Annotated in this window: 29 protein-coding genes and 1 pseudogene; 11 read left to right on the top strand and 19 right to left on the bottom strand. The window is 69.8% G+C overall.

All coding sequences use genetic code 11. The features are described 5' to 3' along the window. Nucleotides 1-8: 8 nt before the first annotated feature. The 11 genes from ACFMRZ_RS01855 to ACFMRZ_RS01905 form a co-directional block, all read right to left on the bottom strand. A complete protein-coding gene (locus tag ACFMRZ_RS01855) occupies nucleotides 9-698 on the bottom strand; it encodes a methyltransferase domain-containing protein (RefSeq protein WP_400177612.1) in 690 nt (229 codons plus the stop codon). Nucleotides 699-732: 34 nt separating this feature from the next. Continuing rightward, nucleotides 733-1638 carry a 3-methyladenine DNA glycosylase gene (locus ACFMRZ_RS01860; protein ID WP_400177613.1) on the bottom strand — a complete coding sequence of 302 codons (906 nt, stop codon included), beginning with the start codon at nucleotides 1636-1638 and terminating at the stop codon, nucleotides 733-735. A gap of 7 nt (nucleotides 1639-1645) precedes the next feature. After that, nucleotides 1646-2710, bottom strand: coding sequence for a hemolysin family protein (locus ACFMRZ_RS01865; RefSeq protein ID WP_280275619.1), 1065 nt, complete (start codon nucleotides 2708-2710; stop codon nucleotides 1646-1648). Continuing rightward, nucleotides 2703-4076 (bottom strand): hemolysin family protein, encoded by a 1374-nt coding sequence (locus ACFMRZ_RS01870; RefSeq protein ID WP_400177614.1) that lies wholly within the window; start codon nucleotides 4074-4076, stop codon nucleotides 2703-2705. Before ACFMRZ_RS01870 ends, ACFMRZ_RS01865 begins: the two co-directional genes overlap by 8 nt. 304 nt (nucleotides 4077-4380) lie before the next feature. Then, nucleotides 4381-5817 (bottom strand): GuaB1 family IMP dehydrogenase-related protein, encoded by a 1437-nt coding sequence (locus ACFMRZ_RS01875; protein WP_400177615.1) that lies wholly within the window; start codon nucleotides 5815-5817, stop codon nucleotides 4381-4383. Nucleotides 5818-5922: 105 nt separating this feature from the next. Further along, entirely contained in the window at nucleotides 5923-6381 is a 459-nt protein-coding gene (locus ACFMRZ_RS01880; RefSeq protein ID WP_400177616.1) for a DUF1992 domain-containing protein, read from the bottom strand. A 204-nt stretch (nucleotides 6382-6585) separates the two neighbouring features. Further along, nucleotides 6586-7539, bottom strand: a complete 954-nt coding sequence (locus ACFMRZ_RS01885) for a M56 family metallopeptidase (RefSeq protein WP_280275623.1) — start codon at nucleotides 7537-7539, stop codon at nucleotides 6586-6588. A 60-nt stretch (nucleotides 7540-7599) separates the two neighbouring features. Further along, the gene (locus tag ACFMRZ_RS01890; protein WP_280275624.1) at nucleotides 7600-8016 is read right to left on the bottom strand and encodes a BlaI/MecI/CopY family transcriptional regulator; all 417 of its coding nucleotides are present in this window, start codon (nucleotides 8014-8016) and stop codon (nucleotides 7600-7602) included. Between the two features lie 77 nt (nucleotides 8017-8093). Next, nucleotides 8094-8936, bottom strand: a complete 843-nt coding sequence (locus ACFMRZ_RS01895) for an ABC transporter ATP-binding protein (protein WP_280275625.1) — start codon at nucleotides 8934-8936, stop codon at nucleotides 8094-8096. Further along, nucleotides 8933-10018: a FecCD family ABC transporter permease gene (locus ACFMRZ_RS01900; protein ID WP_400177617.1), complete on the bottom strand. Its 1086-nt coding sequence runs from the start codon at nucleotides 10016-10018 to the stop codon at nucleotides 8933-8935. The genes ACFMRZ_RS01895 and ACFMRZ_RS01900 overlap by 4 nt, the downstream gene beginning before the upstream one ends. Next, complete coding sequence (locus ACFMRZ_RS01905; RefSeq protein WP_400177618.1) at nucleotides 10015-11052, bottom strand: FecCD family ABC transporter permease; 1038 nt, start codon at nucleotides 11050-11052, stop codon at nucleotides 10015-10017. The genes ACFMRZ_RS01900 and ACFMRZ_RS01905 overlap by 4 nt, the downstream gene beginning before the upstream one ends. A 96-nt stretch (nucleotides 11053-11148) precedes the next feature. On the opposite strand from ACFMRZ_RS01905, the gene ACFMRZ_RS01910 reads away from it, so the two are divergent. The 6 genes from ACFMRZ_RS01910 to ACFMRZ_RS01935 all read left to right on the top strand — a co-directional run bounded on the left by ACFMRZ_RS01910 (nucleotide 11149) and on the right by ACFMRZ_RS01935 (nucleotide 15717). Further along, a complete protein-coding gene (locus tag ACFMRZ_RS01910) occupies nucleotides 11149-11856 on the top strand; it encodes a hypothetical protein (protein ID WP_400177619.1) in 708 nt (235 codons plus the stop codon). Nucleotides 11857-12037: 181 nt separating this feature from the next. Further along, nucleotides 12038-12478, top strand: coding sequence for a PaaI family thioesterase (locus ACFMRZ_RS01915; RefSeq protein ID WP_400177620.1), 441 nt, complete (start codon nucleotides 12038-12040; stop codon nucleotides 12476-12478). A gap of 114 nt (nucleotides 12479-12592) precedes the next feature. Next, nucleotides 12593-12895 carry an urease subunit gamma gene (locus tag ACFMRZ_RS01920; protein ID WP_280275629.1) on the top strand — a complete coding sequence of 101 codons (303 nt, stop codon included), beginning with the start codon at nucleotides 12593-12595 and terminating at the stop codon, nucleotides 12893-12895. Between the two features lie 40 nt (nucleotides 12896-12935). Next, a complete protein-coding gene (locus tag ACFMRZ_RS01925; RefSeq protein ID WP_400182752.1) occupies nucleotides 12936-13304 on the top strand; it encodes an urease subunit beta in 369 nt (122 codons plus the stop codon). Beyond that, nucleotides 13301-15022: an urease subunit alpha gene (locus ACFMRZ_RS01930; RefSeq protein WP_400177621.1), complete on the top strand. Its 1722-nt coding sequence runs from the start codon at nucleotides 13301-13303 to the stop codon at nucleotides 15020-15022. Before ACFMRZ_RS01925 ends, ACFMRZ_RS01930 begins: the two co-directional genes overlap by 4 nt. A 32-nt stretch (nucleotides 15023-15054) precedes the next feature. Next, the gene (locus ACFMRZ_RS01935; protein ID WP_280370292.1) at nucleotides 15055-15717 is read left to right on the top strand and encodes an O-methyltransferase; all 663 of its coding nucleotides are present in this window, start codon (nucleotides 15055-15057) and stop codon (nucleotides 15715-15717) included. A 2-nt stretch (nucleotides 15718-15719) separates the two neighbouring features. Here ACFMRZ_RS01935 and ACFMRZ_RS01940 read toward each other — a convergent pair whose 3' ends face one another. Continuing rightward, nucleotides 15720-16271, bottom strand: coding sequence for a PadR family transcriptional regulator (locus tag ACFMRZ_RS01940; RefSeq protein WP_400177622.1), 552 nt, complete (start codon nucleotides 16269-16271; stop codon nucleotides 15720-15722). Between the two features lie 89 nt (nucleotides 16272-16360). On the opposite strand from ACFMRZ_RS01940, the gene ACFMRZ_RS01945 reads away from it, so the two are divergent. Then, a complete protein-coding gene (locus ACFMRZ_RS01945) occupies nucleotides 16361-16768 on the top strand; it encodes a nuclear transport factor 2 family protein (RefSeq protein WP_400177623.1) in 408 nt (135 codons plus the stop codon). A 158-nt stretch (nucleotides 16769-16926) separates the two neighbouring features. Here ACFMRZ_RS01945 and ACFMRZ_RS01950 read toward each other — a convergent pair whose 3' ends face one another. Then, the gene (locus tag ACFMRZ_RS01950) at nucleotides 16927-17586 is read right to left on the bottom strand and encodes a TetR/AcrR family transcriptional regulator (protein ID WP_280275633.1); all 660 of its coding nucleotides are present in this window, start codon (nucleotides 17584-17586) and stop codon (nucleotides 16927-16929) included. A gap of 88 nt (nucleotides 17587-17674) precedes the next feature. Between ACFMRZ_RS01950 and ACFMRZ_RS01955 the strand changes: the two genes are divergently transcribed. Together ACFMRZ_RS01955 and ACFMRZ_RS01960 are read left to right on the top strand one after the other, a co-directional pair. Further along, nucleotides 17675-19192: an MFS transporter gene (locus ACFMRZ_RS01955; RefSeq protein WP_400177624.1), complete on the top strand. Its 1518-nt coding sequence runs from the start codon at nucleotides 17675-17677 to the stop codon at nucleotides 19190-19192. A 52-nt stretch (nucleotides 19193-19244) separates the two neighbouring features. Continuing rightward, nucleotides 19245-20108: an SDR family NAD(P)-dependent oxidoreductase gene (locus ACFMRZ_RS01960; RefSeq protein ID WP_400177625.1), complete on the top strand. Its 864-nt coding sequence runs from the start codon at nucleotides 19245-19247 to the stop codon at nucleotides 20106-20108. 12 nt (nucleotides 20109-20120) lie between these two features. On the opposite strand, the gene ACFMRZ_RS01965 is transcribed toward ACFMRZ_RS01960, so the two are convergent. The 3 genes from ACFMRZ_RS01965 to ACFMRZ_RS01975 all read right to left on the bottom strand — a co-directional run bounded on the left by ACFMRZ_RS01965 (nucleotide 20121) and on the right by ACFMRZ_RS01975 (nucleotide 23205). Then, nucleotides 20121-21098 (bottom strand): zinc-binding dehydrogenase, encoded by a 978-nt coding sequence (locus ACFMRZ_RS01965; RefSeq protein ID WP_400177626.1) that lies wholly within the window; start codon nucleotides 21096-21098, stop codon nucleotides 20121-20123. Between the two features lie 112 nt (nucleotides 21099-21210). Next, nucleotides 21211-21552 carry a hypothetical protein gene (locus ACFMRZ_RS01970; RefSeq protein WP_400177627.1) on the bottom strand — a complete coding sequence of 114 codons (342 nt, stop codon included), beginning with the start codon at nucleotides 21550-21552 and terminating at the stop codon, nucleotides 21211-21213. 387 nt (nucleotides 21553-21939) lie between these two features. Next, on the bottom strand, nucleotides 21940-23205 hold the full coding sequence (locus ACFMRZ_RS01975) for an IS256 family transposase (RefSeq protein ID WP_400177628.1): 1266 nt from the start codon (nucleotides 23203-23205) through the stop codon (nucleotides 21940-21942). A gap of 132 nt (nucleotides 23206-23337) precedes the next feature. On the opposite strand from ACFMRZ_RS01975, the gene ACFMRZ_RS01980 reads away from it, so the two are divergent. After that, on the top strand, nucleotides 23338-23760 hold the full coding sequence (locus tag ACFMRZ_RS01980; RefSeq protein WP_400177629.1) for a GNAT family N-acetyltransferase: 423 nt from the start codon (nucleotides 23338-23340) through the stop codon (nucleotides 23758-23760). Between the two features lie 135 nt (nucleotides 23761-23895). On the opposite strand, the gene ACFMRZ_RS01985 is transcribed toward ACFMRZ_RS01980, so the two are convergent. Both ACFMRZ_RS01985 and ACFMRZ_RS01990 read right to left on the bottom strand, forming a co-directional pair. Continuing rightward, a complete protein-coding gene (locus ACFMRZ_RS01985; RefSeq protein WP_400177630.1) occupies nucleotides 23896-24264 on the bottom strand; it encodes a VOC family protein in 369 nt (122 codons plus the stop codon). Between the two features lie 102 nt (nucleotides 24265-24366). Next, entirely contained in the window at nucleotides 24367-24930 is a 564-nt protein-coding gene (locus ACFMRZ_RS01990; RefSeq protein WP_400177631.1) for a TetR/AcrR family transcriptional regulator, read from the bottom strand. Nucleotides 24931-25018: 88 nt separating this feature from the next. Here ACFMRZ_RS01990 and ACFMRZ_RS01995 point away from each other — a divergent pair, with 88 nt between their 5' ends. Further along, a complete protein-coding gene (locus tag ACFMRZ_RS01995; protein ID WP_400177632.1) occupies nucleotides 25019-25546 on the top strand; it encodes a hypothetical protein in 528 nt (175 codons plus the stop codon). On the opposite strand, the pseudogene ACFMRZ_RS02000 reads toward ACFMRZ_RS01995, so the two are convergent. After that, nucleotides 25526-26429, bottom strand: a pseudogene (locus ACFMRZ_RS02000) (IS5 family transposase). The gene ACFMRZ_RS01995 and the pseudogene ACFMRZ_RS02000 sit on opposite strands and share 21 nt — an antisense overlap. Between the last annotated feature and the right edge of the window lie 25 nt (nucleotides 26430-26454).

The raw sequence follows: 26454 nt of genomic DNA on the forward strand, positions 1-26454 counted from the left end.
GCCGCTGTTCAGTCCCCGCGCGTCCCGGCGGTGAGGAAGAACGGGACGGCGACGAACAGCCGATCGCGGCGGGCCCGGTCGGCTTGGGCGTCGAGCCAGGGACCCTCGCCACCGATGTCCGCGAGCATCGGCAGGAACGAGGGGTCCGTCCACACCACCGTGTGCACCTCGACGGTGACGTCGGTGAAACCGTTGTCCAACAGCAGGTTCCGGTATCGGCGGGCGACCCGGGGGCTGGGCTGGCGGTCCGCGCGCGCGTGGACGAGGGTCCGGGTGAGTTCGGGATCGTCGGAGTCGATGACGCAGGTGTCCCAGTCCTGGCCGAGCAGCACCGCGCGGCCGTGGGCGGCCAGGACCCGACGGGCCTCGGCGACGGCTCGCTCGGGCTCGGCGAGGGTGTGCAGGACCTTGTCGGCGCGGTAGCCGGTGACCGAGCCGTCCTCGAGGGGCAGCGCGGTGGCGTCGCCGAGGCGGAACTCGCCCGCGGGCCAGCGCGCGGCGGCGGCCTCGAGCATGGCGGGGTTCAGGTCGAGACCGAGGGCGCGTACCCCGCGGTCGGCCAGTTCGCCGACGGCGCGGCCGCCGCCGCAACCGACGTCGACCACGGTGTCACCGAGGTCTTGATAACTGCGTTCGCGCAGTTCGCGGGCCTGCGGAAGGTTGTCGAAGGCGTCGAGCATGGTGAGCAATGTGGACATGGCCGCCAGTCTGCGACTTCATCCCGACCTGAAGTCAACCGTGCGCGGGCACTTCGCGCAGCAGGCCTTCCGCGGCGGCCAGGAGGCGTTCGCGCAGGGGAGCGGCCTGTTCGGCCAGCTGTACTTGGCCGCGGACGTACTCGGCCCGCCCGGCGGGGGTCTCGATGGGCACCGGGGTGTAGTCGTACCCGGACAGGTCGTAGGGGCTGGCACGCATATCGAGTTCGCGTGCGGCGCAGGCGAGTTCGAAACAGTCCAGCAGCAGTGCGGAATCGATGAGGGGGATCAGCTTGAAGCCCCACTTGTAGAGGTCCATGTTCGCGTGCAGGCAGCCGGGCTGTTCGCGCCGGGGCTGGTCGTCGCGGGTGAGGCGGTCGGCGTTGCGCGGCGCCGCGTCGGGGGTGAAGAACCGGTAGGCGTCGAAATGGGTGCAGCGCAACGGCATCGACTCCACCACCGCGTCGGTGCCGGCGCGGCCGAGGCGCAGGGGGACCTGGGTGTGGCGGACATCGTCGCTGCGGTAGACCATCGCCCATTCGTGCAGTCCGAAACACGACAGCTGCGGCGTGCGGGAACCAGTGGCGCGCAACAGCTTCGCGATGAATGCGATGGTGTCGCGGCGTCGCGCCACGAAGGCGGGGCCGGCGGTCCACGCCGGTGCGCCGTTCGGGTGCCGCGGGACATCTTCGTACCCACGGGAATTCGCGTACTCGTGCGCGTTCTCCAGCGCCACGCCGTACCCCGGGTGCCAGCGCCGCAGCTGTGCGGGCTTGTGGCCGTAGTAGGTGAACAGGAAGTCGATCACCGGATGCTTCGATCCGGCGGCGCGCTGCCGCAGATACGGCCCGATCAGTTCCTCGACCCGCGTGCGGTGGTCGGTTGCCCGCGCCCGCCAGTCGCGTTCGGGCAGCACCCGCAGGTCCCGCGCCGCCGTCGTCATGCCGTGCTCACTCCGCGATCCGGTGGGTGGCGTCGCGCACCGTCCCCACGAACTCCTCGACCAGGTCCTCGAGCGCGACGATGCCGACGGTGTTGCCGCGGCTGTCGACCACCCGGCCGAGATGGCTGTTGGTGCGGCGCAGACGGGCCAACGCCTCGTACAGCGTGGTGCCCATGCTGAGGGTGGGCAGCGGCCGGATATCGATGCGCGGGATCGGCGTCGACGGCCCGGCCGCTTCGTCGGCCACCTTGTCCAGCACGTCCTTCACATGCAGATAACCGACCAGCGAACCCTCCGAGGCCCGCACCGGGTACCGCGAGAAGCCGGTCTCCGCGACCGCGGATTCGATGTCGCCCAGCGTCGTCCCGTCGCCGCGCAACGGCACGCAGCGGGTTTTCTCCAGCGGCACCATGACATCGGCGACGATGCGATCGGTGGTGCCCAGGGCCTGGGTGAGGCGGCGGTGCTCGCCCTCCTCCAGCAGTCCCTCCGAGCGGGACTCGCCGATCATCTCCGCCAGCTCCACCGACGACACGGTGGCGTCCAGTTCGTCCTTCGGCTCGATCCGCAGCGCCCGCAGCGTCAGATTGGCCGCCACGTTGTACAGCGTGATCAGCGGGCGGGCCAGCCGCAGGAACCACAGCAGCATCGGAACCAGCAGCAGCGCAACGCGTTCCGGCCCGGCGAGGGCGATGTTCTTCGGGATCATCTCGCCCAGCAGCATGTGCAGCACCACGACGAGGGCCAGCGCCAGGGCGAACGCGATCGGGTGCAGCAGCTGGTCGGGCACGCCGACCAGATCGAACGGCCGCTCCAGCAGATGCGCGATGGCCGGTTCGCCGACCCGGCCCAGCAGCAGCGAGCAGATGGTGACGCCCAGCTGTGCCGACGCCAGCATCATCGACAGGTGCTCACCGGCTCGAATGACCGTGTCGGCGCTGCGTTTTCCTTGTGCGGCCAGGGTTTCCAGGCGGTCGCGGCGCGCGGTGATGAGCGCGAATTCGGCGCCGACGAAGAACGCGTTGCCGCCCAGCAACACCACTGTCAGCAATACCCCGTACAGGTCACCCATGGTGCAACTCCCACTGTGCGAGGGTGTCGCCGTCGATGGGCCGCAGCAGCACCCGGTCGATGCGGCGGCCGTCCATCCGTTCCACCTGGGCCAGCCAGCCGCCGTTGGTGTGCGGCTGACCCTGGTGGGCGGTGGGGCTGGGCAGCAGCACCTCGTCACCGGCGTCCGGGATCCGGCCGAGTTCGGTGAGGACGAGGCCGCCGAGGGTTTCGTACTCGCCCTCGGGCGCCTCGTAACCGGTGGCGCGGGCCAGTTCGTCGACGCGCAGCAGGCCTGAGCAGTTCCAGCCCGCGGCGGTGCGGCGCACGTCGAGTTCCTCCTCGTCGTGCTCGTCGCGGACGTCGCCGAGAATCTCCTCGATGATGTCCTCGGTGGTGACCATTCCGGCCGTGCCGCCGTATTCGTCGACCACCAGCGCCACCTGCATGCCGTCGGCGCGCACGCGTTCCAGCACGGCGTCGCCGTCCAGGCTGGCCGGCACGATCGGCACCGCGTGGGCGATCGCGCGCAGCCGGATGGTGCGCCGCTCCCGGACCGGATGCAGGAACGCCTGTTTGATGTGCACGACGCCGAGCGTGTTGTCCAGGTCGCCGTCGATCACGGGGAACCGGGAGAAACCGGTGCGGCTCGCGGCGGCGATCAGGTCGGCGATGGTGTCGTCCTGGTCGAGGGTTTCGATCTTGACCCGTGGCGTCATCAGCTCTTCCGCGCTGCGGTCGCCGAATGCCAGCGAGCGGTCCACGACCATGGCCGTGCGCAGGTCCAGCGCGCCGCGCTGGGCCGAGGTGCGGACCAGCGAGCCGAGTTCCTGCGGGGAGCGCGCCGAGCGCAGCTCCTCGGCCGGTTCGATGCCGAACCGGCGCAGCACCCAGTTGGCGGTGCCGTTGAGCAGCTTGATCAGCCACTTGAACGCCGCGGAGAAGGCGATCATCGGACCGGCGGTGAGCCGGGCGGCGCCCAGCGGGTTCGCGATGGCCATGTTCTTCGGCACCAGTTCGCCGTAGGTCATCGACAGCGAGGTGGCCAGCACCAGCGCCAGTGCCAGTGAAATACCCTGTGTCGCACCGGGTCCCAGCCCGGCGGCGGTGAACAGTGGCTCGAGCAGCCGGGCCAGCACCGGTTCGGCGATGTAGCCGGTGACCAGGGTGGTGATGGTGATGCCGAGCTGGGCGCCGGACAGCTGGAACGACAGCGTGCGATGCGCGTGGCGCACCTGGCGGGCCCGCCGGTCGCCGTCGCGGGCGTGGGCCTCGACGGTGCTGCGCTCGAGCGCGGTGAGCGAGAATTCGGCGGCGACGAACAGCGCGGTGCCGACGGTGAGCGCGATGAAGCCCACCAGGCTGAGCACAGTGAGTACGACCGACATGGTCAGCACCGCCCGCAGCGGGGAGGAACTGTGGTTACGGGGGCGCCGGGTTCGTCACCCGGCTCGGTAGAGGAGCCCTCCTGTATGGCGCCCTCGGACGCGGGTGACAACTGGGTCCTTTCGGCAAACGGAGCTGTGTACATGCTGTGCACCAGCGACGGGACAAGCGTCCCGGTGCTCGGCGAGTCCCATGCTACCGGGTCTCGTGCGCCACTCCGGGGCCGCGGCACACCGAAATATGGAATGCGCGCGGCGCCGCCGGAGTGCTTCCGCCCGTCCGGGTGTCCGGACCGGACGGTTAGGGTCACCAGCCGCTGGGCAGCGGACGACCCTCGGCGAATCCGGCCGCCGACTGCACGCCGAGGACGGCCTTGTCGTGCAGTTCGCCCAGCGTGCGGGCGCCGGCGTAGGTGCAGGCACTGCGCACGCCCGAGCAGATGTGGTCGATGAGGTCCTCGACGCCGGGACGCTCGGGATCCAGGCGCATGCGCGAGGAGGAAATGCCCTCCTCGAACAGCGCCTTGCGGGCGCGGTCGAAGCCGCTGTCGGAGGCGGTGCGGGCGGCGACGGCGCGCTTGGACGCCATGCCGAAGCTCTCCTTGTACGCGTTCCCGGCGGGGTCGGTGCGCAGATCGCCGGGGGATTCGTAGGTGCCGGCGAACCAGGAGCCGATCATCACGTTCGACGCGCCCGCGGCCAGCGCGAGCGCCACGTCGCGCGGGTGGCGCACGCCGCCGTCGGCCCAGATGTGCACGCCGAGGTCGCGGGCCGCGGCCGCGCATTCGGCGACCGCGGAGAACTGCGGGCGGCCCACGCCGGTCATCATCCGGGTGGTGCACATCGCGCCGGGGCCGACCCCGACCTTGATGATGTCGGCGCCCGCCGCGGCCAGATCGCGCGTCCCTTCGGCGGAGACGACGTTGCCCGCCGCCAGCGGGACACCGAGTTTCAGGTCGGCCACCGCGCGCAGCGCCTCCAGCATCTTCACCTGATGGCCGTGCGCGGTGTCGATCACGAGCAGGTCGGCGCCGGCGTCGACCAGCGCCTTCGCCTTGGCCGGAACATCGCCGTTGATCCCGACGGCGGCCGCGACCCGCAGCTTGCCGCGAGCATCGACGGCCGGGCTGTAGATGCCGGTGCGCACCGCGCCGGTGCGGGTCAGCACGCCCGCCAGGGTGCCGTCGGGGTGGACCAGCACGACGAGGTCCGCGTGCTCGGCCTCGAGCAGTTCGAAGATCTCCCGGGGCGAGGTGTCGGCCTGGGCGGTGAGGAAGTCGGTGTCGGCGACGGTGTGCAGGCGCGCGAACCGGTCGACGTCGGCGCAGGCGGCCTCGGCGACCACGCCGACGGGCTTGCCGTCGTCGACGACGACCACGGCGCGGTGGGATCGCTTGTGCACCAAGGCAAGCGCCTCGGACACCGAATGATCGGGACCGAGCGTGACCGGCGTCTCGGCGGTGAGCGAACGGCTCTTGACATACCCGATGGTCTTGGCGGCCGCGCTGATCGGCAGGTCCTGCGGCAGCACCGTGAGGCCGCCGCGGCGGGCGACCGTCTCGGCCATGCGCTTGCCCGCGACCGCGGTCATATTGGCCACCACGATGGGAATCGTCGTGCCGGTGCCGTCGCCGGTCGATAGATCGACGTCGAAGCGGGACGCTACATCCGTCCGATTCGGGACGAGGAAGAGGTCGTCGTAGGTCAGGTCATACGGCGGCGTGTGGCCCGGAAGAAATTGCACTGTTGCCATTGTAGAGGAGTGCCCGCGGTGTGCGGGAAAGCCGGTTGCCGCGGTCCGGGCCTGGTCACGGCGTGGCTTTGCGGATCGCGGCCGCGGCGCCGCGTCTCAGCGGCGGCGGAACCATCCGCGGCGGCGGGGGCTGGGTGGTGCCGGTTCGCCGGGGTCGGCCGAGCTGTCGGCGATGGATGTGCGCTCGTTGCGCCACTGCTCGACGACCTCGTCGACGTCGACGGGCGCGACGGGCACGTGCGGGCCGCTGGGCAGGCGTTGCCATTCGATGATGCGGGCGTTGAGTTCGGCGGCCAGTTCGCGGACGTCGCGTTCGAAGCGCAGGCGGCGTATCCGTTCCGGGAGTTGCTCCAGGTCGCGCCGCAGCAGCAGGGAGGGCGGCAGCACGCCGTCGCCCGTGACTCCCTCGCGCCGTAGGTAGTCCCGCAGCCAGGAATCCTCTGTCACCGGTTGCCCGGCCCCCGGAATCGGTTTGCCCGCCCCCGGCAGATTCTCGAACTCGCCGCGCTCGGTGGCCTCCCGAATCTGCTTGTCCACCCACGATTCGTGAGTCATTCCCGCAGGCTTACGCTCGGTCACGGCTATCCCCTTCGATAGTCGACGGTCTGCCTCTCCATCGTAACGGCTTGCCACACAGGCCCGTTCGAGCCCACAACCGACCGTCGGAGTCGTCGGCCCACCGGTTAGCGGTGCGGTTGCGGCGGTGGAAATCCGGGGTGCTTTTCGTGCGCGGCGGCCGCGATTCCCCGGCGTTTCGCCTCAGGCGGCGCTGAACAACCGGCTCAGCTCGACCAGCCACGGAATCGCCACGGCCAGGGTCGGCACCACCAGGATGGCCGCGGCCACCAGATACGCCGCCACCGCGATCCGGATATCGCCGAGCGGTCCGGCCAGCCGCTGGATCCGGATCAGCGTGGTGGGGCCGCCGACGGCCATCGCCCCTTGTGGCGCAGTCGAATTCGAGCAGGCCACCAGCGCTCGCGCGAGCGGCGTCGGCCCGGTGACCTTGACCGCGGAGTCGTCGGCGAGCAACTCGATCAGCAGCTTCACCGAGTCCAGCGCCGACTTGCTGCGCACCACGCGCGGGAACGCCTCGTGCGCGGCGGTGAACGCCTCGAGCACCAGATCGTGCCGGGCCCGCAGGTGCGAGCGCTCGTGACTGACGATCGCCTTCAACTCCGCGTCGGACAGGCTCGTGAAGGTGCCCTGGCTGAGCACGACGCGGCGGCGCAGCCCGGGCAGGCAGTAGGCGATCGGCTCGGTGGCGGCGAGCACCCGGATGTCGGCGGCGCCGCGCTCGCTGTGCCGGTATTCGCGCCCCTGGTCCAGCAGGTCGACCAGCATGCGGTGGCGGGCGCGGCGGCGGCGGGTGTGCACCCCGACCCGGATCGAGGCGTAGATCAGGCGCGCGCCGACCAGCAGGGTCAATGCGAACACGACCACGTAGGCCAGCCACAGCGGCAGCCCGAGCGCGTCGATTTCGCCGGTGGGGGAGGTGGTGGGCCGGCCGTCCGGACCGGGCACGAGGAGCTGGCTGGCGATGGCCAGTCCGGACCCGAAGGCACTGAGAACGGCGGCGAGAGCGACGGCCTGCCACAGCACGAGCGCCGCCCGCGGTGTCCGGTACGGCCATCGGGCTCGGCTGAGCAGGCTCGGCACCGGTCCCGCCAGAAGCAAGGCGAGACCGGCGAAGACCGGCGCGGTTGCGTTCATGCTCAGCTCACTGCGTTGTGGGGCCAGGGCCCGAGATTCGCGCCGCTCCGCTGCGCCGACCTACTGCGGCGGGGCGACTCCTTTGTCGTCGGACGCGTTGCGCGCGGCCTCGGTTGCTTCGAGCTTAGCGAGTGCGTCCCGCAGTGCGGCAGCCTCATCCTGTCCGACCTGCTCGACGAAGTGCACCAGCGCGGCGCGGCGGCTGCCGACCTCGTCGGCCTGCTGCAGCGCGTCGACCATCAGGCTCGCGACCAACTCGTCGCGAGTGTGCACCGGGGCGTAGCGATGAGCACGATCGTCGCGCTGCTGCACGACCAGATTCTTCTTCGCCAGTCGCTGCAGCACGGTCATCACCGTGGTGTACGCGAGTTCGCGGCGCGCCGCGAGGGCCTCGTGGACCTGCCGGACCGTCTGCGGTTCATCGGCCGACCACAACTGGTCCATGACCGCTTTCTCGAGTTCACCAAGACCTGCCATCCCACCAGTTTACGGAGGCAACGACACAAATGCGTACTACAGATCGTCGTAACCGGTCGGTAACTGTGTGGGATTTTTCATAGGGGTGCGGGGTACCGGTCGGGACCACCGACCGCGCCGCGCACGTGCCGGGTCCCGATCGGCACGATCATCGGCCGCCCGGAGACCGGATCGTCGAGCACGCTGGCCTCGAGGCCGAACACCTCGCGCAGCAACTCGGCGTCGACGATGTCGGCGGGGGCGCCCTGCGCGACGATGCGGCCGTCGCGCATCACGATCAGCCGGTCGCTGTAGCGGATGGCGAGGTTGAGGTCGTGCAGCACCATCACCACCGTGCGGCCCAGATCGGCGTGTAGGCGGTCGACCAGGTCCAGGACCTCGAGCGAGTGCGCCAGGTCCAGATAGGTGGTCGGCTCGTCCAGCAGCAGGATGTCGGTGCCCTGGGCGAGCGCCATGGAGATCCAGGCGCGCTGGCGCTGGCCGCCGGACAGTTCGTCGAGGGTGCGGTCGGCCAGGTCGGCGATGCCGGTCTGGTCCAGCGCGGTCGCCACCTCCGACTCGTCGTCGGCCGACCACTGCCGCAGCCAGGACTGGTGCGGATGTCGGCCGCGCGCAACGAGATCGGCGACGGTCAGGCCCTCCGGCGCGACGGGTGTCTGCGGGAGCATGCCCACGATCCGCGCCACGTCCCGGGTCTTGAGCGTGGCGATCGCCTTGCCGTCCAACAGGACTCGGCCCGCGCGCGGCCGCAGCAACCGGCCCAGCGCCCGCAGCAGCGTGGACTTGCCGCAGCCGTTCGGGCCGATCACGGTGGTGATGACGCCGGTCTCGATCTCCAGTGACAGGCCGTCGACGATGACGCGGCCGCCGTATCCCAGGGTGATGTCGTCGGCGGTGAGGCGATGGGGGGTGGCCGTCATGAGATGGTCGCCTTCCGGTTCGTGCGCACGAGCAACAACAGCAGGAACGGTCCGCCGAGCGCGGCGGTGATGATGCCGACCGGTAGGTCGACGGGAACCACGGTACGCGCGATGACATCCGCGCCGACCACGACGAGCGCGCCGACGAGGGCCGATGCGAGCACCGGCTCGCCGGGCAGGCGCAGCAGCCGCCGCGCGATCTGCGGCGCGGCCAGACCCACGAACGCGACCGGCCCGACGGCGGCGGTGGCCAGCGACGCCGCGACGACCGCCGCGCCCAGCAGCAGACCCTGCTGCGCCTGCAGCCGGACACCCAGCGCGCGAGTGGTTTCGGTGCCGAAGCGCAGCGCGGCGAGCGTGCGCGCCGAGGCGGCGGTGACGACCAGCACCACGGTCAGCGCGATCGCGGCGGGGACGGCGCGGGACCAGTCGGCGCCGTTGAGTGAACCGGTGAGCCAGAGTTGAGCACGGGTGGCGTCGGTGAGCGTCGCGCGGGTCATCAGCCAGCTCACCCCCGAGAGCAGCAGCGCGTTGACGCCGATCCCGATGAGTACCAACCGCATTCCCGTCGCACCGGCGGCGCCGTCGCGCGATCGCCCCCAGGCCAGCAGATAGATCGCCGCGGCCGTGAGCAGCCCGCCGGCCAGCGCCGCCAGGGGCACGCCGACGGTGGCCGCGGCGCCCGTCGCGGTGCCGGTGCCCGCGACCGCGGCGACGGCGGCGAAACTCGAGCCCGCGGTGATGCCGAGCAGGTCCGGGCTGGCGAGCGGGTTGTGCAGGATCGACTGGGTGATCGCCCCGGCCAGCCCCAGCGCCGCGCCCGCGACGACGGCGGTCACCGCCCGAGGCAGCCGCGACTCGAAGATGATGAAACGCTGGGCCCGCGTGCCTCCGCCGGTGAGCACATCGAACACCCGCTCCAGCGGAATCGCGAACTCGCCCACCGCGATATCGAGCGCGAACAGCACGAGCGTCGCGACCACGAGCCCTACCACGGTGAGCAGCACGGTAATTCGCAATACGGCCGAGAACGGGCCCACCCGCACCGCGGGCCGCACCCGGGCCAGGATCGGAATGTTCACAGCCCCACCGCCTTTCGCCGCCGCACGAACCAGATGAAGCACGGCGCCCCGACCGCGGCGAGCACGATACCGGTCTGCAGTTCGCCGGGGCGCGCGACGACGCGGCCCACGATATCGGCCGAGAGCAGGAGCAGGGCGCCCATCAGGCCCGAATAGGGCAGCAGCCAGCGGTGATCCGGGCCGGTGACCATGCGGGCCAGGTGCGGGACGACCAGTCCGAGGAACGAGATGGGCCCGACCGCGGCGGTGGCCGCCCCGGTGAGCAGCACGACCGCCGCGAGCCCCAGCGCCCGGTTGCGCCCGACATTCACACCGAGTCCGCGCGCCACGTCCTCGCCCAGGCCCAGCGCGTTGAGGCCGGGCGCGGCCACCAGCGCCAGCACGGTCCCGACGAGCAGGAACGGCAGCACCTGCCGCAACACGTCGATGTCGTGCCCGGCGACCGTGCCGACCACCCAGAACCGGTAGGTGTCCAGCGCCGCGGGATCCAGCAGCACAACGGCATTCGTCAGTGCCTGGAGCAGCGCGGTCACGGCGGCGCCCGCGAGAACCAGGCTCAGCGGGCTCGCGGCGCCGCCTCCCACCGCGGACACCCCGAACACCACCAGCCCTGCCACCAGCGCGCCCGCGAAGGCGAACCAGATGTACTGGTCCGGGCGGGTGAGCGCGAACAGATGAATCGACAGCGCCGCCAGGAATGCCGCTCCGGCATTGAGTCCGAGCAGCCCCGCGTCGGCGAGGGGATTGCGTGTGTAACCCTGGATGAGCGCGCCGGCGATCCCGAGGGCCAGTCCGGTGAGCAGCGCCAAACCGGTTCGGGGCAACCGCAGTTCGCGCACGATCTGGTCGGCGGGGGTACTCGCCGGGCAGGTCAGCGGCCAGCCGTCCGGGCAGGTGAGGGCGTGGTAGACCGCGTCCAAGGGGAGCGAGCGCGCGCCCACGGCGATGCCCGCGGCGGTGACGACCAGCAGTAATACCGCCAGGACCAGCAAACCCGCGACGCGGTGCCGTTGAAGGGTGACTCGGGCGGGCACGGCGACGAATAACTCCTGACGTGATTCGATTCATTGATCGGTAAGTCTGGTAAGCCTAACCTATCTTTCGATTCGGCCAACCGACGAGGAGGTTCGATGTCCGAACCGATGATTGCCAGCACGGCCCGCCGATCCGACGAGGCGTTCGGATACGCGTGCGCCCGCCTGCGCGCCTTACAGCCGGAACATCCGCGGGTGTACGCCGTGGCGGCGATGGCCGATCAGGGCCGGCGGCGCTGGTGGCGGCTGGCCGACGGGGTGCGCGAGGGGCGCATCGAACTGATGTACCGGCGTCATGCCGCGGAGATGATCAGCGCCGACATCGCGGCGGAAGTCGTTGCCACGGCGTTGATTCACGCCGTCGTCGGCCGGGTGGTCGCGCTGTTCGTGGCCGAGGGCCGGGCATGGGATCCAGGGCTGGAGAATCTGTGGGTGCACACCGACAACGACGGCGGCATCGACTGGGCGGGCCTGTCCGACACCACGATTCGGGTGATCGACGGCGACCGGCTGGCGGGCGGGCCCGGTGTGGTGACGCTGCCGTGCGAGCGGGCGATGTCGGTGTGGCTGGCCCATCGCTGCGAGGCGGTGCTGATGCTGGTGCAGCACAGCATGTTCCGGTGCGCGGGCCTGAGCGCGCGGCGGTTCTGGGCGCTGGTCGGCGAGACCGTCGCGGGCGCCGCCACCTACGTGCCGGATCTGGCGCGGACCTCCTCCGCGGTGGGCGCCGCGCGGGGGCAGGCGCTGCTCGTGGCGATGGAGGAACGCGGGATGCCGGTACGTCGCGCTTGCTTAGTTAGGTAAGCCTGCCCTACACTCGGACTCGGCGTTCGGATCGCCGAGAGTCCCGAGGGCTGCGGTCGACTCCCGATCCTGTGCCGCGGCGGGCTCCACGTATCGCGTGGGGCCCGCCGCTCTTTCTGGGCAGGGTGCTTCCCGGAACCCGGGGACCGGGCGGTACGCGGCCTGTGTAAATGTTTTCGGTATGACCCAGCAGGACCAACCCTCCCTGGCGGACATGACCCCGGAACTCATGACCCGTTACAGCGAGGGCACTTTCACCGATCTGATCGGCCTGAAGTACACCGCGCTCGGCCCGGACCGGGTGGCGGCGGAGTGGGTGGTGTCGCCGCAGCAGCATCAGCCCGCGGGCATCGTGAACGGCGGCGTGTACTGCACGGTGATCGAGACGCTGGCCAGCGTGGGCGGCGGGACGTGGTTCGGCGAGCGCGGCACGGTCGTGGGCGTCAACAACAACACCGACTTCCTGCGTGCGGTGCACGAAGGCACGCTGCGCGGCGAGGCCACGCCCGTCCATCGCGGCCGGTTGCAGCAGCTGTGGCAGGTGGTGATCACCGACGAGGACGACCGGGTCGTGGCCCGCGGTCAGGTGCGCCTGCAGAACCTGGCGGCCGCCGGGGAGTGAGTCCGGCGGCTCCGCCGCCGGGGCCGTGGCCAGCAGGTCGCGGAGCGCGGCCGGTGCGCCCGTGCCAGAATGGCCCGCACTGCGGAAACCAGTCCGACTCGCAGAGGAGCACGCATGCGATTGTCGCCGCACGAGCAGGAGCGGCTGATGCTCAGCTACGCGGCCGAACTCGCGCGCCGCCGCCGCGAGCGCGGACTGCGGCTCAACCACCCGGAGGCGGTCGCGATCATCACCGACCACGTGCTGGAGGGCGCCCGCGACGGGCGCACCGTGGCCGAACTGATGGCCTCCGGCCGCACGGTGCTCGGCCGCGACGACGTCATGGACGGCGTGCCCGAGATGATCCACGACGTGCAGGTGGAGGCCACGTTCCCGGACGGGACCAAGCTCGTCACCGTGCACCACCCGATCGGCTGAGGTGACCATGGCGGACCGGAATTCCGAGAACGCGGCGCCCGTGGTGCCGGGCGAGGTCTTCTATGCCGAGGGCGTCATCGAGATCAACGCCGGGGCAGACCGCGTCGAACTCGACGTCGTGAACACCGGTGACCGGCCGGTCCAGGTCGGCAGCCACGTTCATTTCCCGCAGGCCAACGCCGCGCTGGAATTCGACCGCGCGGCCGCGCACGGCCGCCGCCTCGACATCCCCGCCGGTACCGCCGTGCGCTTCGAACCCGGTCTCGGGCAGCGTGTCTCGCTGGTTCCGCTCGGCGGGACCCGCGAGGTGTACGGCATCAGCCGGAACGCGCCGGGGCCCCTGGACGTGCCGCCGCCACCCGGCTGGTCGTCCGCCACCGAACGCGGAATCCTGGACGGGACACTGTGAACGACCTGACTCGTGCCCGCTACGCGGAACTGTTCGGCCCGACCACCGGCGACCGAATCCGCTTGGCCGACACCGATCTGTTGATCGAGATCACCGAAGACCGCAGCGGCGGACCGGGTTTCGCGGGCGACGAGGCGGTCTTCGGCGGCGGCAAGGTGCTGCGCGAATCCATGGGCCAGGCCCGCGCCACCCGCGCCGAGGGCACCCCCGACACGGTGATCACCGGCGTGGTGATCGTGGACCACTGGGGAATCATCAAGGCGGACATCGGCATTCGGGACGGCCGCATCTGCGCCATCGGCAAGGCGGGCAATCCCGACATCATGGACGGGGTGCACCCGGACCTGGTGGTGGGGCCGTCGACGGAGATCATCGCGGGCAACGGGCGCATCGTCACCGCCGGCGCCATCGACTGTCACGTCCACTTCATCTGCCCGCAGTTGCTGGAGGAGGCGCTCGGCAGCGGCATCACCACCATGATCGGCGGCGGCACCGGCCCGGCCGAGGGCAGCAAGGCCACGACCGTCACTCCGGGGTCCTGGCATCTGGGCCGCATGCTGGAGGCCACCGACGGCTGGCCGGTGAACATCCTGCTACTGGGCAAGGGCAACACGGTGCGGCACGAGGCGCTGTGGGAGCAATTGCGCGGCGGCGCAGGCGGTTTCAAGCTGCACGAGGACTGGGGCACCACCCCGGCGGCCATCGACGCCGCGCTGACCGTCGCCGACGCGGCGGGTGTGCAGGTCGCGCTGCACTCGGACACGTTGAACGAGGCCGGTTTCGTCGAGGACACGCTGGCGGCGATCGCGGGCCGGGCCATCCACTCGTATCACACCGAGGGCGCGGGCGGCGGGCACGCGCCCGACATCATCACCGTGGCGGCGCATCCGAACGTGATGCCCAGCTCCACCAACCCGACCCGGCCGCACACCGTCAACACCCTCGACGAGCATCTGGACATGCTCATGGTGTGCCACCACCTGAACCCCGCGATCCCCGAGGATCTGGCCTTCGCCGAGAGCCGGATCCGGCCGTCCACCATCGCGGCCGAGGATCTGCTGCACGACCTGGGCGCCATCTCGATGATCGGCAGCGACTCGCAGGCCATGGGCCGCATCGGCGAGGTGGTGATGCGGACGTGGCAGACCGCGCACATGATGAAACGCCGCCGCGGCGCGTTGCCGGGAGACGGCGCGGCCGACAATCTCCGCGTGCGGCGCTACGTCGCGAAATACACCATCTGCCCGGCCGTGACGCACGGGCTCGACCACGAGATCGGCTCGGTCGAGGTGGGCAAGCTGGCGGATCTGGTGCTGTGGGAGCCGGCGTTCTTCGGGGTGCGGCCGCACGCGGTGCTGAAGGGCGGCGCCATCGCCTGGGCCGCGATGGGCGACGCGAACGCCTCGATTCCGACGCCGCAGCCGGTGCTGCCGCGGCCGATGTTCGGCGCCTCGCCCGCCGTGGCGGCCGGTACCTCGCTGCACTTCGTGTCCCCGCAGGCGATCGAGGCGGGCTTGGCCGAGCGGCTGCGGGTGCACCGGAGGCTGGCGCCGGTCGCCGACGTCCGCAAGCGCACCAAATCGGACCTGCCGCACAACGACGCCATGCCCCGCATCGAAGTGGATCCGGACACCTTCACCGTTCGCGTGGACGGCGAGGTCTGGGCGGAGGACCCGGCCACCGAACTCCCGATGGCGCAGCGGTACTTCCTGTTCTGAGCGCGCCCGGTCGCGGTGGCAGACTGGTCGGTATGACGAATGCCGCATGGGGTGAGGTCGACCGTTATCTCGTGGACACGCTGGTCGGAGGTGAGGACGCCGATGTGCTGCAGCGGAATTCGGCGGCCGGGCTGCCCGCCATCGACGTGTCGCCGACGCAGGGCAAGTTCCTGTATCTGACCGCCGTCTCGATTCGGGCGCGGCGGGTGCTGGAGATCGGGACGCTGGGCGGTTACAGCACGCTGTGGCTGGCCCGGGCGGTCGGTCCGGAGGGACGGGTCGTCACGCTGGAGTTCGAGCCGCGCCATGCCGAGGTCGCGCGGAAGAATCTCGACGGCAAGGGCGTCGGTGATCGGGTCGACATCCGCGTGGGCGCGGCGCTGGACAGCCTGCCGGTGCTCGCCGACGAGCAGCCCGAGCCGTTCGACCTGGTCTTCATCGACGCCGACAAGGTCAACAACTCGAACTACGTCCGATGGGCGCTGCGCCTGACCCGCCCGGGTTCGGTGATCATCGTCGACAACGTGGTCCGCCACGGCGCCATCGCCGACCCCGATGCCGACGACGCCGCCGCCCGCGCCAGTCGCGAGGTGCTCGAACTGCTCGCCGCCGAACCGCGCGTGGACGCGACGGCGCTACAGACCGTGGGCGCCAAGAGCTGGGACGGCTTCGCCTATGCCGTAGTCACGGGCTGAGATCAGTCCCGGTGCGGTGAGCGGTCCGGGTTGTGCGCCAGCTCGGCCCAGAAATCGACGTACGCCTGCTCGTGCCGGACAGCGAGTTCCAGGATGCGCGAACGGGATTCGGCCCGGACGCGGTCGTCGGGGTCGATCTCGTGTCGCAGCCTGCGGTACAGGTCCAGCCAGCGGCGATGCTCCGCGGCCTGGCTGCGTGCCAGTTCCACGATGTCCTCGGGATCGCCCAGATCGGCAAAGAACAACTTCAACTGCGCTGGGTCGCGGGTTTCCGGGGGTGGGGTGCGCGGTTCGGCCAGCCAGCGCCGCAGCGCGGTGCGCCCGGCGTCGGTGAGATGGAAGACGCGCCGCCGCCGCCCGGTCTCCTCGGCCTCCTCGCGCAGCAGCCCTCGCTCGGCGAGTCGCACCGGTACCCGATACAGCTGGGCGTGCGGTATCGGCCAGAAGTAGTCGACGCTCTCCTCCATCCGGGCCTTCAGCTCGTATGGGGTGAGCGGTCCGTGCCTGGCGACGAGCCCGAGCACGATGTGGTCCTGCGGTCCCAGCTCGGGCATGCCGCCGTCTTCCTTCCCGTTGACACCGTCTCAGTGAGACTATAGCGTCGTTTCATCGAGACCGTATCAATGAGACTATTGGAGATGGCATGCGTGATTTCGGCATCGCACTGTTCGATCGGTGGGCGGAACTGTGGAACGGCGACCTGGCCGTCGCCGAGCAGATTCTGGCCCCGGTGCTCACCCTGCGATACGCGCAGCCCGGCGCCGCCGCCTTCGACGAGATTCGCGACCCGCGGGCACTCGCCGAGCAGATCGCGGCGTTCCGTGCCGAGCGGCCCGGCCTGACCTACACCGCGCAGGGCGAGCCGGTGGTCGAGAGCGACAGCGGGAGTACGGGTTTGGTGGCGCGCCCGTACGGCGCGCGGTGGTCGGCGCCGCACGGGGAAATCGACCTCAGCGGCACCGACATCCTCCGTTTCGCCGACGGCCGTATCACGGAGGTGTGGTCGGTGTCGGGCGGTGCCGCCGGCCGCAGTTTCTATCCGCGCCGCTGAATTCCCACGGCGCGGAGCCGATCCCGATCAGCCGACGGACATGAGGGCCACGGCCGCGCTGTGCCGCCGATCCGTGCGCCGACAGCACCTTTCCTCGTGAGACGGTGCCCGGCAGGAGAATTCATCGCTCGGCATATTCGGGCCGCCCGCGGACTCGGTCATCGGCCCGCGGCGAATCCGTCGCACAGGGCGGCCAGGCCCGAGTGCAGCAGGCGTTCGGGGTCCAGGAGGTCGCCGCTGCCGGTGCCCTCGAGCGGGGCGAGTGCCGGTGGGGAGGGCCAGCGCGGGGTTCCTTCCAGCAATGCCGTCAGGCCCGACATCTCCTCCTGCTCGGAGTCCCGCTTGGCCAGCATGGCGGCGCTGACCTGCTGCAGGGCGATGCCGGCGATGTAGCTCCACACCGCCAGGGCCATCCGGGTGGCCTCGCGCCGGTCGTCGGTCAGCTCGGTGAAGCCCTCCACCAGCCAGGCCAGGCACGCCAGGCTGTGCGGGCCGAAGTTGTAGCGCGGCACCGCGAAGGTGAACAGCACCCACGGATGTTGCTGGTACAGCTGCCAATCGATATCGGCGGCGATGCGCACCCGATCGCGCCACGTCCAGTCCGGTTGCGGGGGTGGATAGGGGTTGCGACGGGCGACCTCGTCGGTCATTCCCGCCAGCAGCGTGTCCTTGTTCGGTACGTGCCGGTACAGCGACATCGCGCCCACACCCATGCGCTCGGCGATGCGCCGCATGGACAGCGCGTCCAGACCGGCCTCGTCCGCGAGCGCCAAGGCCGCGTCCACGATGGCGGCCCGGGTGAGCTTCGGCTCCGTCACGGATAACTCGCTTTCGTTTTACAGGCCGGGTGCGTACGCTGTACCCAGCTTTCACGCGTACGTTGTACGCACGATCGAAGGATAGGTGATGGTCGGCATCGACACCGGTATGACCACGACTCCGCGGCGCGCCTGGCTCGGACTCGCGGTGTTGACCCTGCCCGTGCTGCTCGTGTCGATGGACATGTCGGTGCTGTTCCTGGCGATGCCCACGCTCACCGCGCAACTGGACCCCACCGCGACCGAGCAGCTGTGGATCCTCGACATCTACGGCTTCATGATCGCCGGATTGCTCATCACCATGGGCAATCTCGGCGACCGCATCGGCCGCCGCAACATCCTGCTCGCCGGTGCGACCGTCTTCGGCGTCGCCTCGGTGCTGGCGGCGTTCGCGCCCAGCGCCGGGGTGCTGATCGCGGCGCGGGCGCTGATGGGCATCGGCGGCGCGACGCTGCTGCCGTCCAGTCTGGCGCTGATCTCCACGCTGTTCCCCGATCCACGTACCCGCGGTACCGCGATCGGCGTCTGGACGGCGTTCTTCGCCGGCGGGTCGGCGGTCGGGCCGGTCATCGGCGGTCTGCTGCTGCACAACTTCTGGTGGGGCGCGGTCTTTCTCATCAACACGCCGGTGCTGCTGGTGCTGCTGATCGCCGGGCCGTTCGTGCTGCCCGAACACCGCTCCGCCGGGCGGGGCCCGCTGGATCTGCTGAGCGTGGTGATGTCGATCGGCGGCATCCTGCCCGCGGTGTACGCGGTGAAGCGGGCCGCCGCGGACGGCATCGACGCCGAGGTGCTGGCGGCGGGCGTCTTCGGCGCGGTGGTGCTGGTGCTGTTCGTGCGGCGGCAGCGGCAGCTGTCGGAGCCGCTGCTGGATCTGAGCCTGTTCCGGCGCGGATCGTTCTCCGTCGCCATCGGTTCCAGCACGATCGGCATGTTGTCGCTCGCCGGTATGAGCTATCTGACCAGCGTGTATCTCCAGTCGGTGGCCGGGCGGGACGCGCTGGGCGCCGCCCTGCTCGGGATTCCGGCGGCGGTCGTGGTGTTCGTGATGGCGATGGGCGGGGCGCGGGTGGCGCGTGTGCTGGGGACGCGTACCTCGTTCGTGCTGGCGCTGAGCGCGGCCGGGGTCGGCAATCTGATGTTGCTGGGCATCGGCGTGGACAACGGAATCGGTTGGTACGTGGCCGGTTCCACGGTCGCGGGCCTCGGCTACGGCATCGTGTTCACCCTGGTGTCCGAGGTGTCGGTGGCCTCGGTGCCGTCCGAGCGGGCCGGTTCCGCCGTGGGCATCTCCGAGACGAGTTTCGAGCTGGGCAACGCGCTGGGGCTGGCGCTGCTGGGATCGCTTGCCGCCCTGGTCTTCCGGTCCGGCGGCGACTTCGCGGAGACGCTGGGCGAGACGATCGCGCGGGCCGGGACCGACGACGCGGTGGTGCGTTCCGCGCGTGCGTCGTTCGTCGACGGCATGCACATAGGGACGACCGTCGGCGCGGCGCTGCTGCTGGTCATGGCGGTCATCGCGCTACTGGCGGCGCGGAGTCGGAAATCGGCGCCGGATGTGGACGTGGCGAGCGAGAACGCGGACTGCGGCACGGGCGGTCGCTGACTACGGCCGGGTCGCTACCCCAAGATCAACCGGGGAGAATACAGTCGTGGCTGTGATCGAGAGCACGTCCAACGGCCGACCGCTGGCCGAGCGGGTGGCGACGCGGCTGCTGTATCCGACCTCGCGCCCCCGCGAAAAGGCACTGCGGGAAGCGGTTTCGGGCAAGGTGGTGCTGGTGACCGGCGCCTCGCACGGGATCGGCAAGGTGACGGTGCGCAAGCTCGCCGCGGCCGGCGCGGTGGTGTTGCTGGTGGCCCGTTCGCTCGAGGACCTGGAGCAGGTGGCCGCCGACATCACCGCGGCCGGCGGCATCGCCCACGTGTATCGCGCGGACCTGACCGACATGGCGGCCACCGATCGGCTGGGCCGCGAGATCCTCGCCGCGCACGGCCGCGTCGACATCGTGATCAACAACGCGGGCAAATCCATCCGGCGCGCGCTCGACCAGTCCTACGACCGCTTCCACGACTACACCCGCACCATCGAGGTCAACTATCTCGGCCCGGTGCGGCTGCTGCTGACCCTGCTGCCGGACATGCGCGAACGCAAGCAGGGGCACATCGTGAACATCTCCACGTGGGGCCTGCGGATCCCGCCCGCGCCGCGATGGTCGGCGTACGGGGCGTCGAAGGCGGCGTTCGACACCTGGCTGCGTACCGTCGCCACCGAGATCGCGGCCGACGACATCGCCACGACCTCGGTGTACATGCCGCTCGTACACACCCGGATGAGCGCCCCGACCAACTTCGGGAACATGCCCGGCCTCACCGCGGACGAGGCGGCGGGGCTGGTCTGCCACGCCGTGGTGAGCCGGCCGGTGGAGATCTCGCCGTGGTGGTCCGGGCCGGTGCAGGCGTGGAGCGACCTGACGCGCGGCCCGGCGCAGCGGTTCATGGCGCGGAGTTTCCGGCGCTGATCCCCGGGTGGGTCAGGGGATCAGGACCACCTTGCCGACGGTCGCGCGGGTCTCCAACGCGCGGTGGGCCGCTGCGGCGTCGGCGAGCGGGAAGCGCTGGATCGCCGGGCGCAGGTGACCCGAGGCCGCTGCCTCGAGTGCCGCCGTCTCCAGATTGCGGATGCCGCCCGCGCGTTCGGTCATTTTCGGGCCCAGCACGTACTCGTCGATGAGACCGCGCTCGGCGAGATAGTCCTCGCCCGGTTCCATGGGGCCGCCGCCACTCCAGCCGTAGATCAGCCGGGTGCCGCCCTTGCCGAGGAGATCGATTGCGGTGCGGGCGGTTTCGCCGCCGACGCCGTCGAACAGCAGCGCCGCGGGACGTTCGCCGAAGCGCCGCCGGATCGTGTCGGCCCAGCCCGGCTGCCGGTAGTCCAGGGCCAGGTCCGCGCCGTTGGCGGCGACCACGTCGGTCTTGGCGGACCCACCGGCCAGGCCGATCACCCTGAGACCTGTGTTCTTCAGATGCTGGACGAGGAGTGTGCCGATACCACCGGCCGCGGCCGTCACGATCGCCAGATCCCCCGGCCGGAGGGTGGCGAACTGCACGATGCCGAAAGTGGTTCGGCCCGTGCCGATCATCGCCACCGCCGCGGCGGGGTCGAGGGTCTCCGGAAGTTCGTGCAGCTGTTGGACTCCCGTGACGGCCAGCTCGGCATAACCGCCGGGCACAGTGCCGAGATGGGCGACAACCGCTGTGCCGAGCCACTTCTCGTCCACGCCGGGACCGACCCGATCGACGGTCCCCGCCACCTCGCGCCCCGACACGGTGGGCAGCTCCGGCAGCGGAAACGGACCGGGCGCCCCGCCGCGAATCGACGTATCGACGAAATGCACCCCCGCCGCGGCCACCGCAATCCGAACCTGCCCCGGCCCGGGCATCGGATCATCGACGGTCTCGTAGCGCAGGTTCTCGGCGGGCCCGAACTCGTGAAGACGAATCACATGCATGCCACCCACCCTGCAACCTCTACATAAGTTCAGGTCAAGGGGCCGCTGATTCCCCTGTCATTCCGGCACGCCTGTGGCCGGAATCACGGCTGTCCGCCCGCGGTGATGGCGATCATCCGTCACCGATGGCGCGACCGACTTCCGGCCGGGGCGTCAAAGCCCTTCGGAGGAACTCATTTTCGGCATCGAACCCCAGATCGTCGCGCATCAGCGCCCGCAGGGTCCGGTAGTTCTCCTGGCAGATACGCCAATTCCGGTCGAGTTCCTCCTCGGTCGCCTCGCCTGCCACCAGCAGCTCGGTGTATTCCAACCGCGGAACCAGCGCTTCGCGAATCAGTCCGCGAGTCTTCTCCGGCGAAACCAGCACCGCCAACCCCAACGCCTTGGTCGCGGCATCGGCTGCCTGCCTCAGCTTCTCGAGATCATCGTGCGAGGGGGTCGCGCCTGCGGCCAAAGCCTTCCACGCGGGATGCGCTGTGGTGTCCCAGTATTCGATCGCCCCAACAGCAGCGCATACGCCTCCTGCCGCGCCTGATACCGCCGATCCCCCTCATGCCGACTGCGATCCCGCCGCCACCGCCGATCCTCCCGCCACGAACCGATGATCTGCGCCCCCAGCACTCCCGCAAACCCCAACCCGGCCACAGCCACTGGAACCCAAGCCGCCACATCGCCCGCCATACCTGTCACAGTACGAGCCTCGGGTCCCGCCTTCTCGACAAGTCCGGCCGAAGCTGGACTTCGCAGACTCGACATGGACCCGCACAGGCGCTTGCCGCTATCGAGATCTTTGATCCGGTGGGGACTGTCGGTTTAACGGCGGATCCGACCTCGGTGTGGGTTAGTTCCCGGTCGGGTGGATCCGGCCTTCGAAGGTGATGGCGAAGGCGTTCAATGCTGGTTTCCACCGCATCGCCCATCGTGCCCGACCCTTCCCGGTCGGGTCCAGGGAACGGGTCACCAGATACAGGCATTTCAACGCGGCCTGCTCGCTGGGGAAGTGGCCACGGGCGCGGATCGCGCGCCGGTAGCGAGCGTTCAGGGACTCGATCGCGTTGGTGGAGCAGATGATTCGCCGGATCTCGACGTCGTAGTCGAGGAACGGCACGAACTCGGGCCAGGCGTTGTCCCAGAGTTTGACGATCGCGGGGTAACGCTCGCCCCATTTCGCCGCGAACTCGCCGAACCGTTCGCGAGCCGCAGCCTCGGTCGCAGCGGTGTAGACCGGGTTGAGATCGCGGCTCATCTCGGCCCAATGCTGACGGCCCGCATAACGGAAACTGTTGCGCAGCAGATGGATAACGCAGGTCTGCACGATCGTCTGCGCCCAGACGGTGTTGATCGCCTCGGGCAGTCCTTTGAGTCCGTCGCAGACCGCGATGCAGACATCGGCCACGCCACGATTCTTCAGCTCGGTCAACACCTGCAGCCAGAACTTGGCTCCCTCACCGCCATCGCCGGCCCACAACCCCAGAATGTCACGTTCCCCGGCGGTGGTGACACCGATGACCACATAGACCGGTCGATTGGCCACCTGACCATCGCGGATCTTCACGTGGATGGCATCGATGAACAAGACCGGATAGACGGCGTCGAGGGGCCGGTTGCACCAATCGGTCATCTCCGCGACCACCTTCTCGGTGATCGTCGAGATCGTGTCCTTCGACACCGAAGCCCCATAGATCTCGGCGAGATGCGCCGAAACCTCGCCCGTGGTCAGGCCTTTCGCGGTCAGCGACAACACGATCTCGTCGACCCCAGACAGGCGCCGCTGCCGCTTTTTGACGATCTTGGGTTCGAACGAGGAATTGGTGTCGCGCGGCACGTCGATGCCGACCGGGCCGATCTCGGTGATCACGGTTTTCGTTCGGGTTCCGTTGCGGGAGTTGCCCGTTCCACGGCCGGACGGGTCGTGTTTCTCATAGCCGACATGCTCGGTCATCTCTGCCTCCAACGCGGTTTCGAGCACGGTCTTGGTCAGCTGGTTGAGCAGCCCGCCCGGCCCGACCAGGTCGATACCCTGTTCCTTGGCCTGCGCGAGCAGCTGCTCGGCCAGCTTCTTGGTGTCCACCGCGTCTTTCGCCACGGCAGCCAGTGTCTCCGACATCAGTCGGTCCTTCCTGCCGAACCATCAGGTCCGGCCGATCGGACCGAGATCAAGATCCGCCGTTGTTCCGACAGTCCCATCCGGTGCGAAGAGCTCGCATGGAACCTCTTGGCATAGCGCTAGTCTGGCGGAGTGGTGGGCTTGCGGGTCGTGCGGGGGAGTGTGGATGACCGCGGGATCGGGGAATTGCTGTACGAGGCCATCGGCGGTGAACGTAGTCGGCTCACTGCTGCGCTGGTGCGCTACCGTGACGATCGGCGGACCGAGTTGCTGGTGGCTACCGAGGCCGGGAAAGCGGTGGGCGTCATGGGTTTTCGGGTGGGGGACGACAACATCACGCTGCTGCATATCGCGACGGCGGTCGGGCGACGCCGGGATGGAGTCGGCCTACTTCTCGTCAACGAGCTTCGAGCACGGGGTCTCGCTGTGGTCGCCGAGACCGATGCGGAATCCGTCGGCTTCTACCGCGCGACCGGCTTCACGGTGGAGTCGCTGGGGGAGAAGTATCCGGGGATCGAACGGTTCCGGGTCTGTTTGGCGGCGGATCCTGGCTGAGGTGCTTCGCTGATCCTTCGGCCCCTGGCGACTCGCTCACGCCGCCGCCCCTCTTTCGTTCGTTCTCATCAACGTCGGCAACGCGCAATGCGTGGCTGAGGCGCTACACCTGCCGGTCGCGTGGCTCGAGGCCGACTAGCTCCAGTTGGCGGCGAGGGTGAGGCAGAATGGGTGGCCGCTGGGGTCGAGCAGCACCCGCCATCTCTCGCCGGGCTGAAACTCCGGCACCGTGGCGCCCAGTTCGACCAGTTGCTTACTGGCGATCTCGAGGTCTTCGACCGCCAAATCCAGATGGAACTGCTTGGTGCCGTTCTCGTTCGGCCAGGCCGGTGCCTGATAGTCCGGGATCGTGCCGAACCCGAGCGCGTGATCCGGACCAGTGAGCATGGCGTACTCGTCTTGAGCGTGCGCGATTTCCCAACCGAGCGCCGCCGCCCAGAACTCCGCGTCTCGCCGCGCATCGGCACTGTCCAGGGTGAGCATCTTCAACGTGGCAACCGCCATGGGCTTTCCTCTCCGCAAGAAAAATTACTGTCGCCAGCCTGCAACACCGGACGCCGCACGCGATTGCAAAAACGCGACACCCGCGAGCTGTACAGCGTCGGCTCAGGCGTCCCCGGCCAGCACCGCATGGAGCGCGGCCTCGGCGGCGGCGAAACAGTCGGGGAAGGAGCCCTCGCCGTTGGTCCAGCGACCGAACGCCTCCTCGGAAATGATCGAGGCCACCCGGGCGGTGAGGTGTGCCTCGGTGCGCCCGGCCCCGCGCTGTTGCAGGGCGTCCCGGAGCGCGGCGGTGATCGCTGCCGACTTGCTGCGCTCGCGTTCCAGCAACTCCGCACTGGACTCGATGATCGCTCTGCGTCGCCCGGAATCGGCGACCATTCCGCTGACCGCCGCACCGACCTCACGAAGGGCCGACAGTGCCGCCGGTAGTGGCGCAAGCCCGGGATCCGCAGCGAGAACCGCCTCGGACACGGCGGCCGGAAGCCGCTCGGAGCCGGCGAAAAGAATCTCCCGCTTGTCCGGAAAGTACCGGTGGAAGGTCCGCCTGGTCAGCCCTGCCCGCTCCGCGATCTGCGTCACCGTCACCGCGTCGTAGCCGTACTCGCCGAACAGGTCCAACGCCGCCTGTCGCAGGCGTTCCGGAGTTCCGGGGTCCCACCGTGCCATGCCCGCATCCTACACATCGCGATGACTCACTGGGACATCGGTGCTAGCGTGGTGATGACACAATGAGACATAGCAGGATGGAGGAGACATGGCGCAGGGTGAGATCTGGATTCTCGGAGCCACCGGAAGGGTGGGGCGGGCCGTCGCGGCGCAGATCGTGGCGGCCGGGGTCGTCCCCGTGCTGGCCGGGCGCGATGCCGGTCGGCTCCGCACCGCGGCCGCCGACCTCGGGCTCGACACCGACTCGAAGATCGTCGTCGCGTCGGGGGTGGAGGCCATGGCGGCCGAGATCACCCGGCAGCGGCCCGCCGTGGTCGTCAACACCATCGGCGACTACGCCGAGACCGCCGTCCTGCTCGCCCGCGCCTGCATGCCGGGCGGCCACTACCTCGACCAGGCCAACGACCCAGCCGCCTTCGATCGCCTGTTCGCCCTGCACGACGAGGCCGCCGCCGTGGGAAGCACCCTGGTGGTCGGTGCGGGATTCGGCGTCGTCGGAACCGAGGCGATCGTGGCACGCCTGTGTGAGAACCGTCCCGTGCCGAGCCGGGTCCGGGTCGACGCCTTCGCCTCGGTCGCCGTCGAGGAAGGGGCGCTAGGTTGTGTCTCCCAATGATTTGAGCCATTCCACGATGAGGGCCAGCGTGAATCCGCCACGGTAGGTGGTGGCGAGCTTGTCGTAGCGGGTGGCGACTGCGCGCCAGTGTTTGGCTTTGTTGAACGCGCGCTCGACGACGTTGCGGCGTTTGTAGACGATTGTGTCGAAACCTGTCGGCCGCCCGCCTGCACGTCCCCGGCGCTTGCGGTTGGCGATCTGATCGGCGCGTTCGGGGATTACCGCCCGGATATGCCTGCGCCGCAACAAGTTCCGGTTGGACCTCGCCGAGTACGCCTTGTCCGCGATCACGGTGTCCGGGTTGCGCCGGGGTGGGCCGCCCTCGAGACGGGGTACCGCCACCTGCTCGAGCACTGCCGGGAGCATGGGTGAGTCCGCAGCCTGCCCAGGCGTGATCAACACGGCCAGACCGCGACCGCTGCCGTCCGTCGCGACATGGGCCTTGGTGCTCAGCCCGCCTCGCGAGCGGCCCAGCCCGTGGTCGGCCGGTTCATAACCCACCCTCCGGGCCGTCGGTGCGGGCACCGGCAGCGTGCTGGTGGGCTCGTACGACCGTCGAGTCGATCGACACCACCCAGTCCAGATCGCCGGTGGTGTCAGCCAGCGCCAGCAGCGCGGTGAGCACCCTGTCCCAGGTGCCGTCGGCGGCGTAGCGCCGGTGCCGTTTCCACACCGTCTGCCACGGCCCGAACACCTCCGGCAGATCCCGCCACGGCACGCCCGTGCGCAGCCGGTACAGCATCCCCTCCACGACCCGGCGGTTGTCTCCGAAGTTACGACCCACGCGCCCTTCGGATTTCGGCAGCAGCAACTCCAACAGCTCCCACTGCCTATCCGTCAGGACTCGATACCGATCGCCAGCCACCGTCACCACAGCGAACATGATGCATGATCGGGCCCGCGCAGCG

It is taken from the genome of Nocardia sp. N2S4-5 (assembly GCF_044628355.1).
GTDB lineage: Bacteria > Actinomycetota > Actinomycetes > Mycobacteriales > Mycobacteriaceae > Nocardia > Nocardia wallacei_B.

Bases quoted from the DNA above. Each gene is read 5' to 3' on its own strand.
- ACFMRZ_RS01855 (WP_400177612.1), bottom strand. From the start codon at position 698: ATGTCCACATTGCTCACCATGCTCGACGCCTTCGACAACCTTCCGCAG.
- ACFMRZ_RS01860 (WP_400177613.1), bottom strand. From the start codon at position 1,638: ATGACGACGGCGGCGCGGGACCTGCGGGTGCTGCCCGAACGCGACTGG.
- ACFMRZ_RS01865 (WP_280275619.1), bottom strand. From the start codon at position 2,710: ATGGGTGACCTGTACGGGGTATTGCTGACAGTGGTGTTGCTGGGCGGC.
- ACFMRZ_RS01870 (WP_400177614.1), bottom strand. From the start codon at position 4,076: ATGTCGGTCGTACTCACTGTGCTCAGCCTGGTGGGCTTCATCGCGCTC.
- ACFMRZ_RS01880 (WP_400177616.1), bottom strand. From the start codon at position 6,381: ATGACTCACGAATCGTGGGTGGACAAGCAGATTCGGGAGGCCACCGAG.
- ACFMRZ_RS01885 (WP_280275623.1), bottom strand. From the start codon at position 7,539: ATGAACGCAACCGCGCCGGTCTTCGCCGGTCTCGCCTTGCTTCTGGCG.
- ACFMRZ_RS01890 (WP_280275624.1), bottom strand. From the start codon at position 8,016: ATGGCAGGTCTTGGTGAACTCGAGAAAGCGGTCATGGACCAGTTGTGG.
- ACFMRZ_RS01895 (WP_280275625.1), bottom strand. From the start codon at position 8,936: ATGACGGCCACCCCCCATCGCCTCACCGCCGACGACATCACCCTGGGA.
- ACFMRZ_RS01910 (WP_400177619.1), top strand. From the start codon at position 11,149: ATGTCCGAACCGATGATTGCCAGCACGGCCCGCCGATCCGACGAGGCG.
- ACFMRZ_RS01915 (WP_400177620.1), top strand. From the start codon at position 12,038: ATGACCCAGCAGGACCAACCCTCCCTGGCGGACATGACCCCGGAACTC.
- ACFMRZ_RS01920 (WP_280275629.1), top strand. From the start codon at position 12,593: ATGCGATTGTCGCCGCACGAGCAGGAGCGGCTGATGCTCAGCTACGCG.
- ACFMRZ_RS01935 (WP_280370292.1), top strand. From the start codon at position 15,055: ATGACGAATGCCGCATGGGGTGAGGTCGACCGTTATCTCGTGGACACG.
- ACFMRZ_RS01940 (WP_400177622.1), bottom strand. From the start codon at position 16,271: ATGCCCGAGCTGGGACCGCAGGACCACATCGTGCTCGGGCTCGTCGCC.
- ACFMRZ_RS01945 (WP_400177623.1), top strand. From the start codon at position 16,361: ATGCGTGATTTCGGCATCGCACTGTTCGATCGGTGGGCGGAACTGTGG.
- ACFMRZ_RS01955 (WP_400177624.1), top strand. From the start codon at position 17,675: ATGGTCGGCATCGACACCGGTATGACCACGACTCCGCGGCGCGCCTGG.
- ACFMRZ_RS01965 (WP_400177626.1), bottom strand. From the start codon at position 21,098: ATGCATGTGATTCGTCTTCACGAGTTCGGGCCCGCCGAGAACCTGCGC.
- ACFMRZ_RS01975 (WP_400177628.1), bottom strand. From the start codon at position 23,205: ATGTCGGAGACACTGGCTGCCGTGGCGAAAGACGCGGTGGACACCAAG.
- ACFMRZ_RS01985 (WP_400177630.1), bottom strand. From the start codon at position 24,264: ATGGCGGTTGCCACGTTGAAGATGCTCACCCTGGACAGTGCCGATGCG.
- ACFMRZ_RS01990 (WP_400177631.1), bottom strand. From the start codon at position 24,930: ATGGCACGGTGGGACCCCGGAACTCCGGAACGCCTGCGACAGGCGGCG.
- ACFMRZ_RS01995 (WP_400177632.1), top strand. From the start codon at position 25,019: ATGGCGCAGGGTGAGATCTGGATTCTCGGAGCCACCGGAAGGGTGGGG.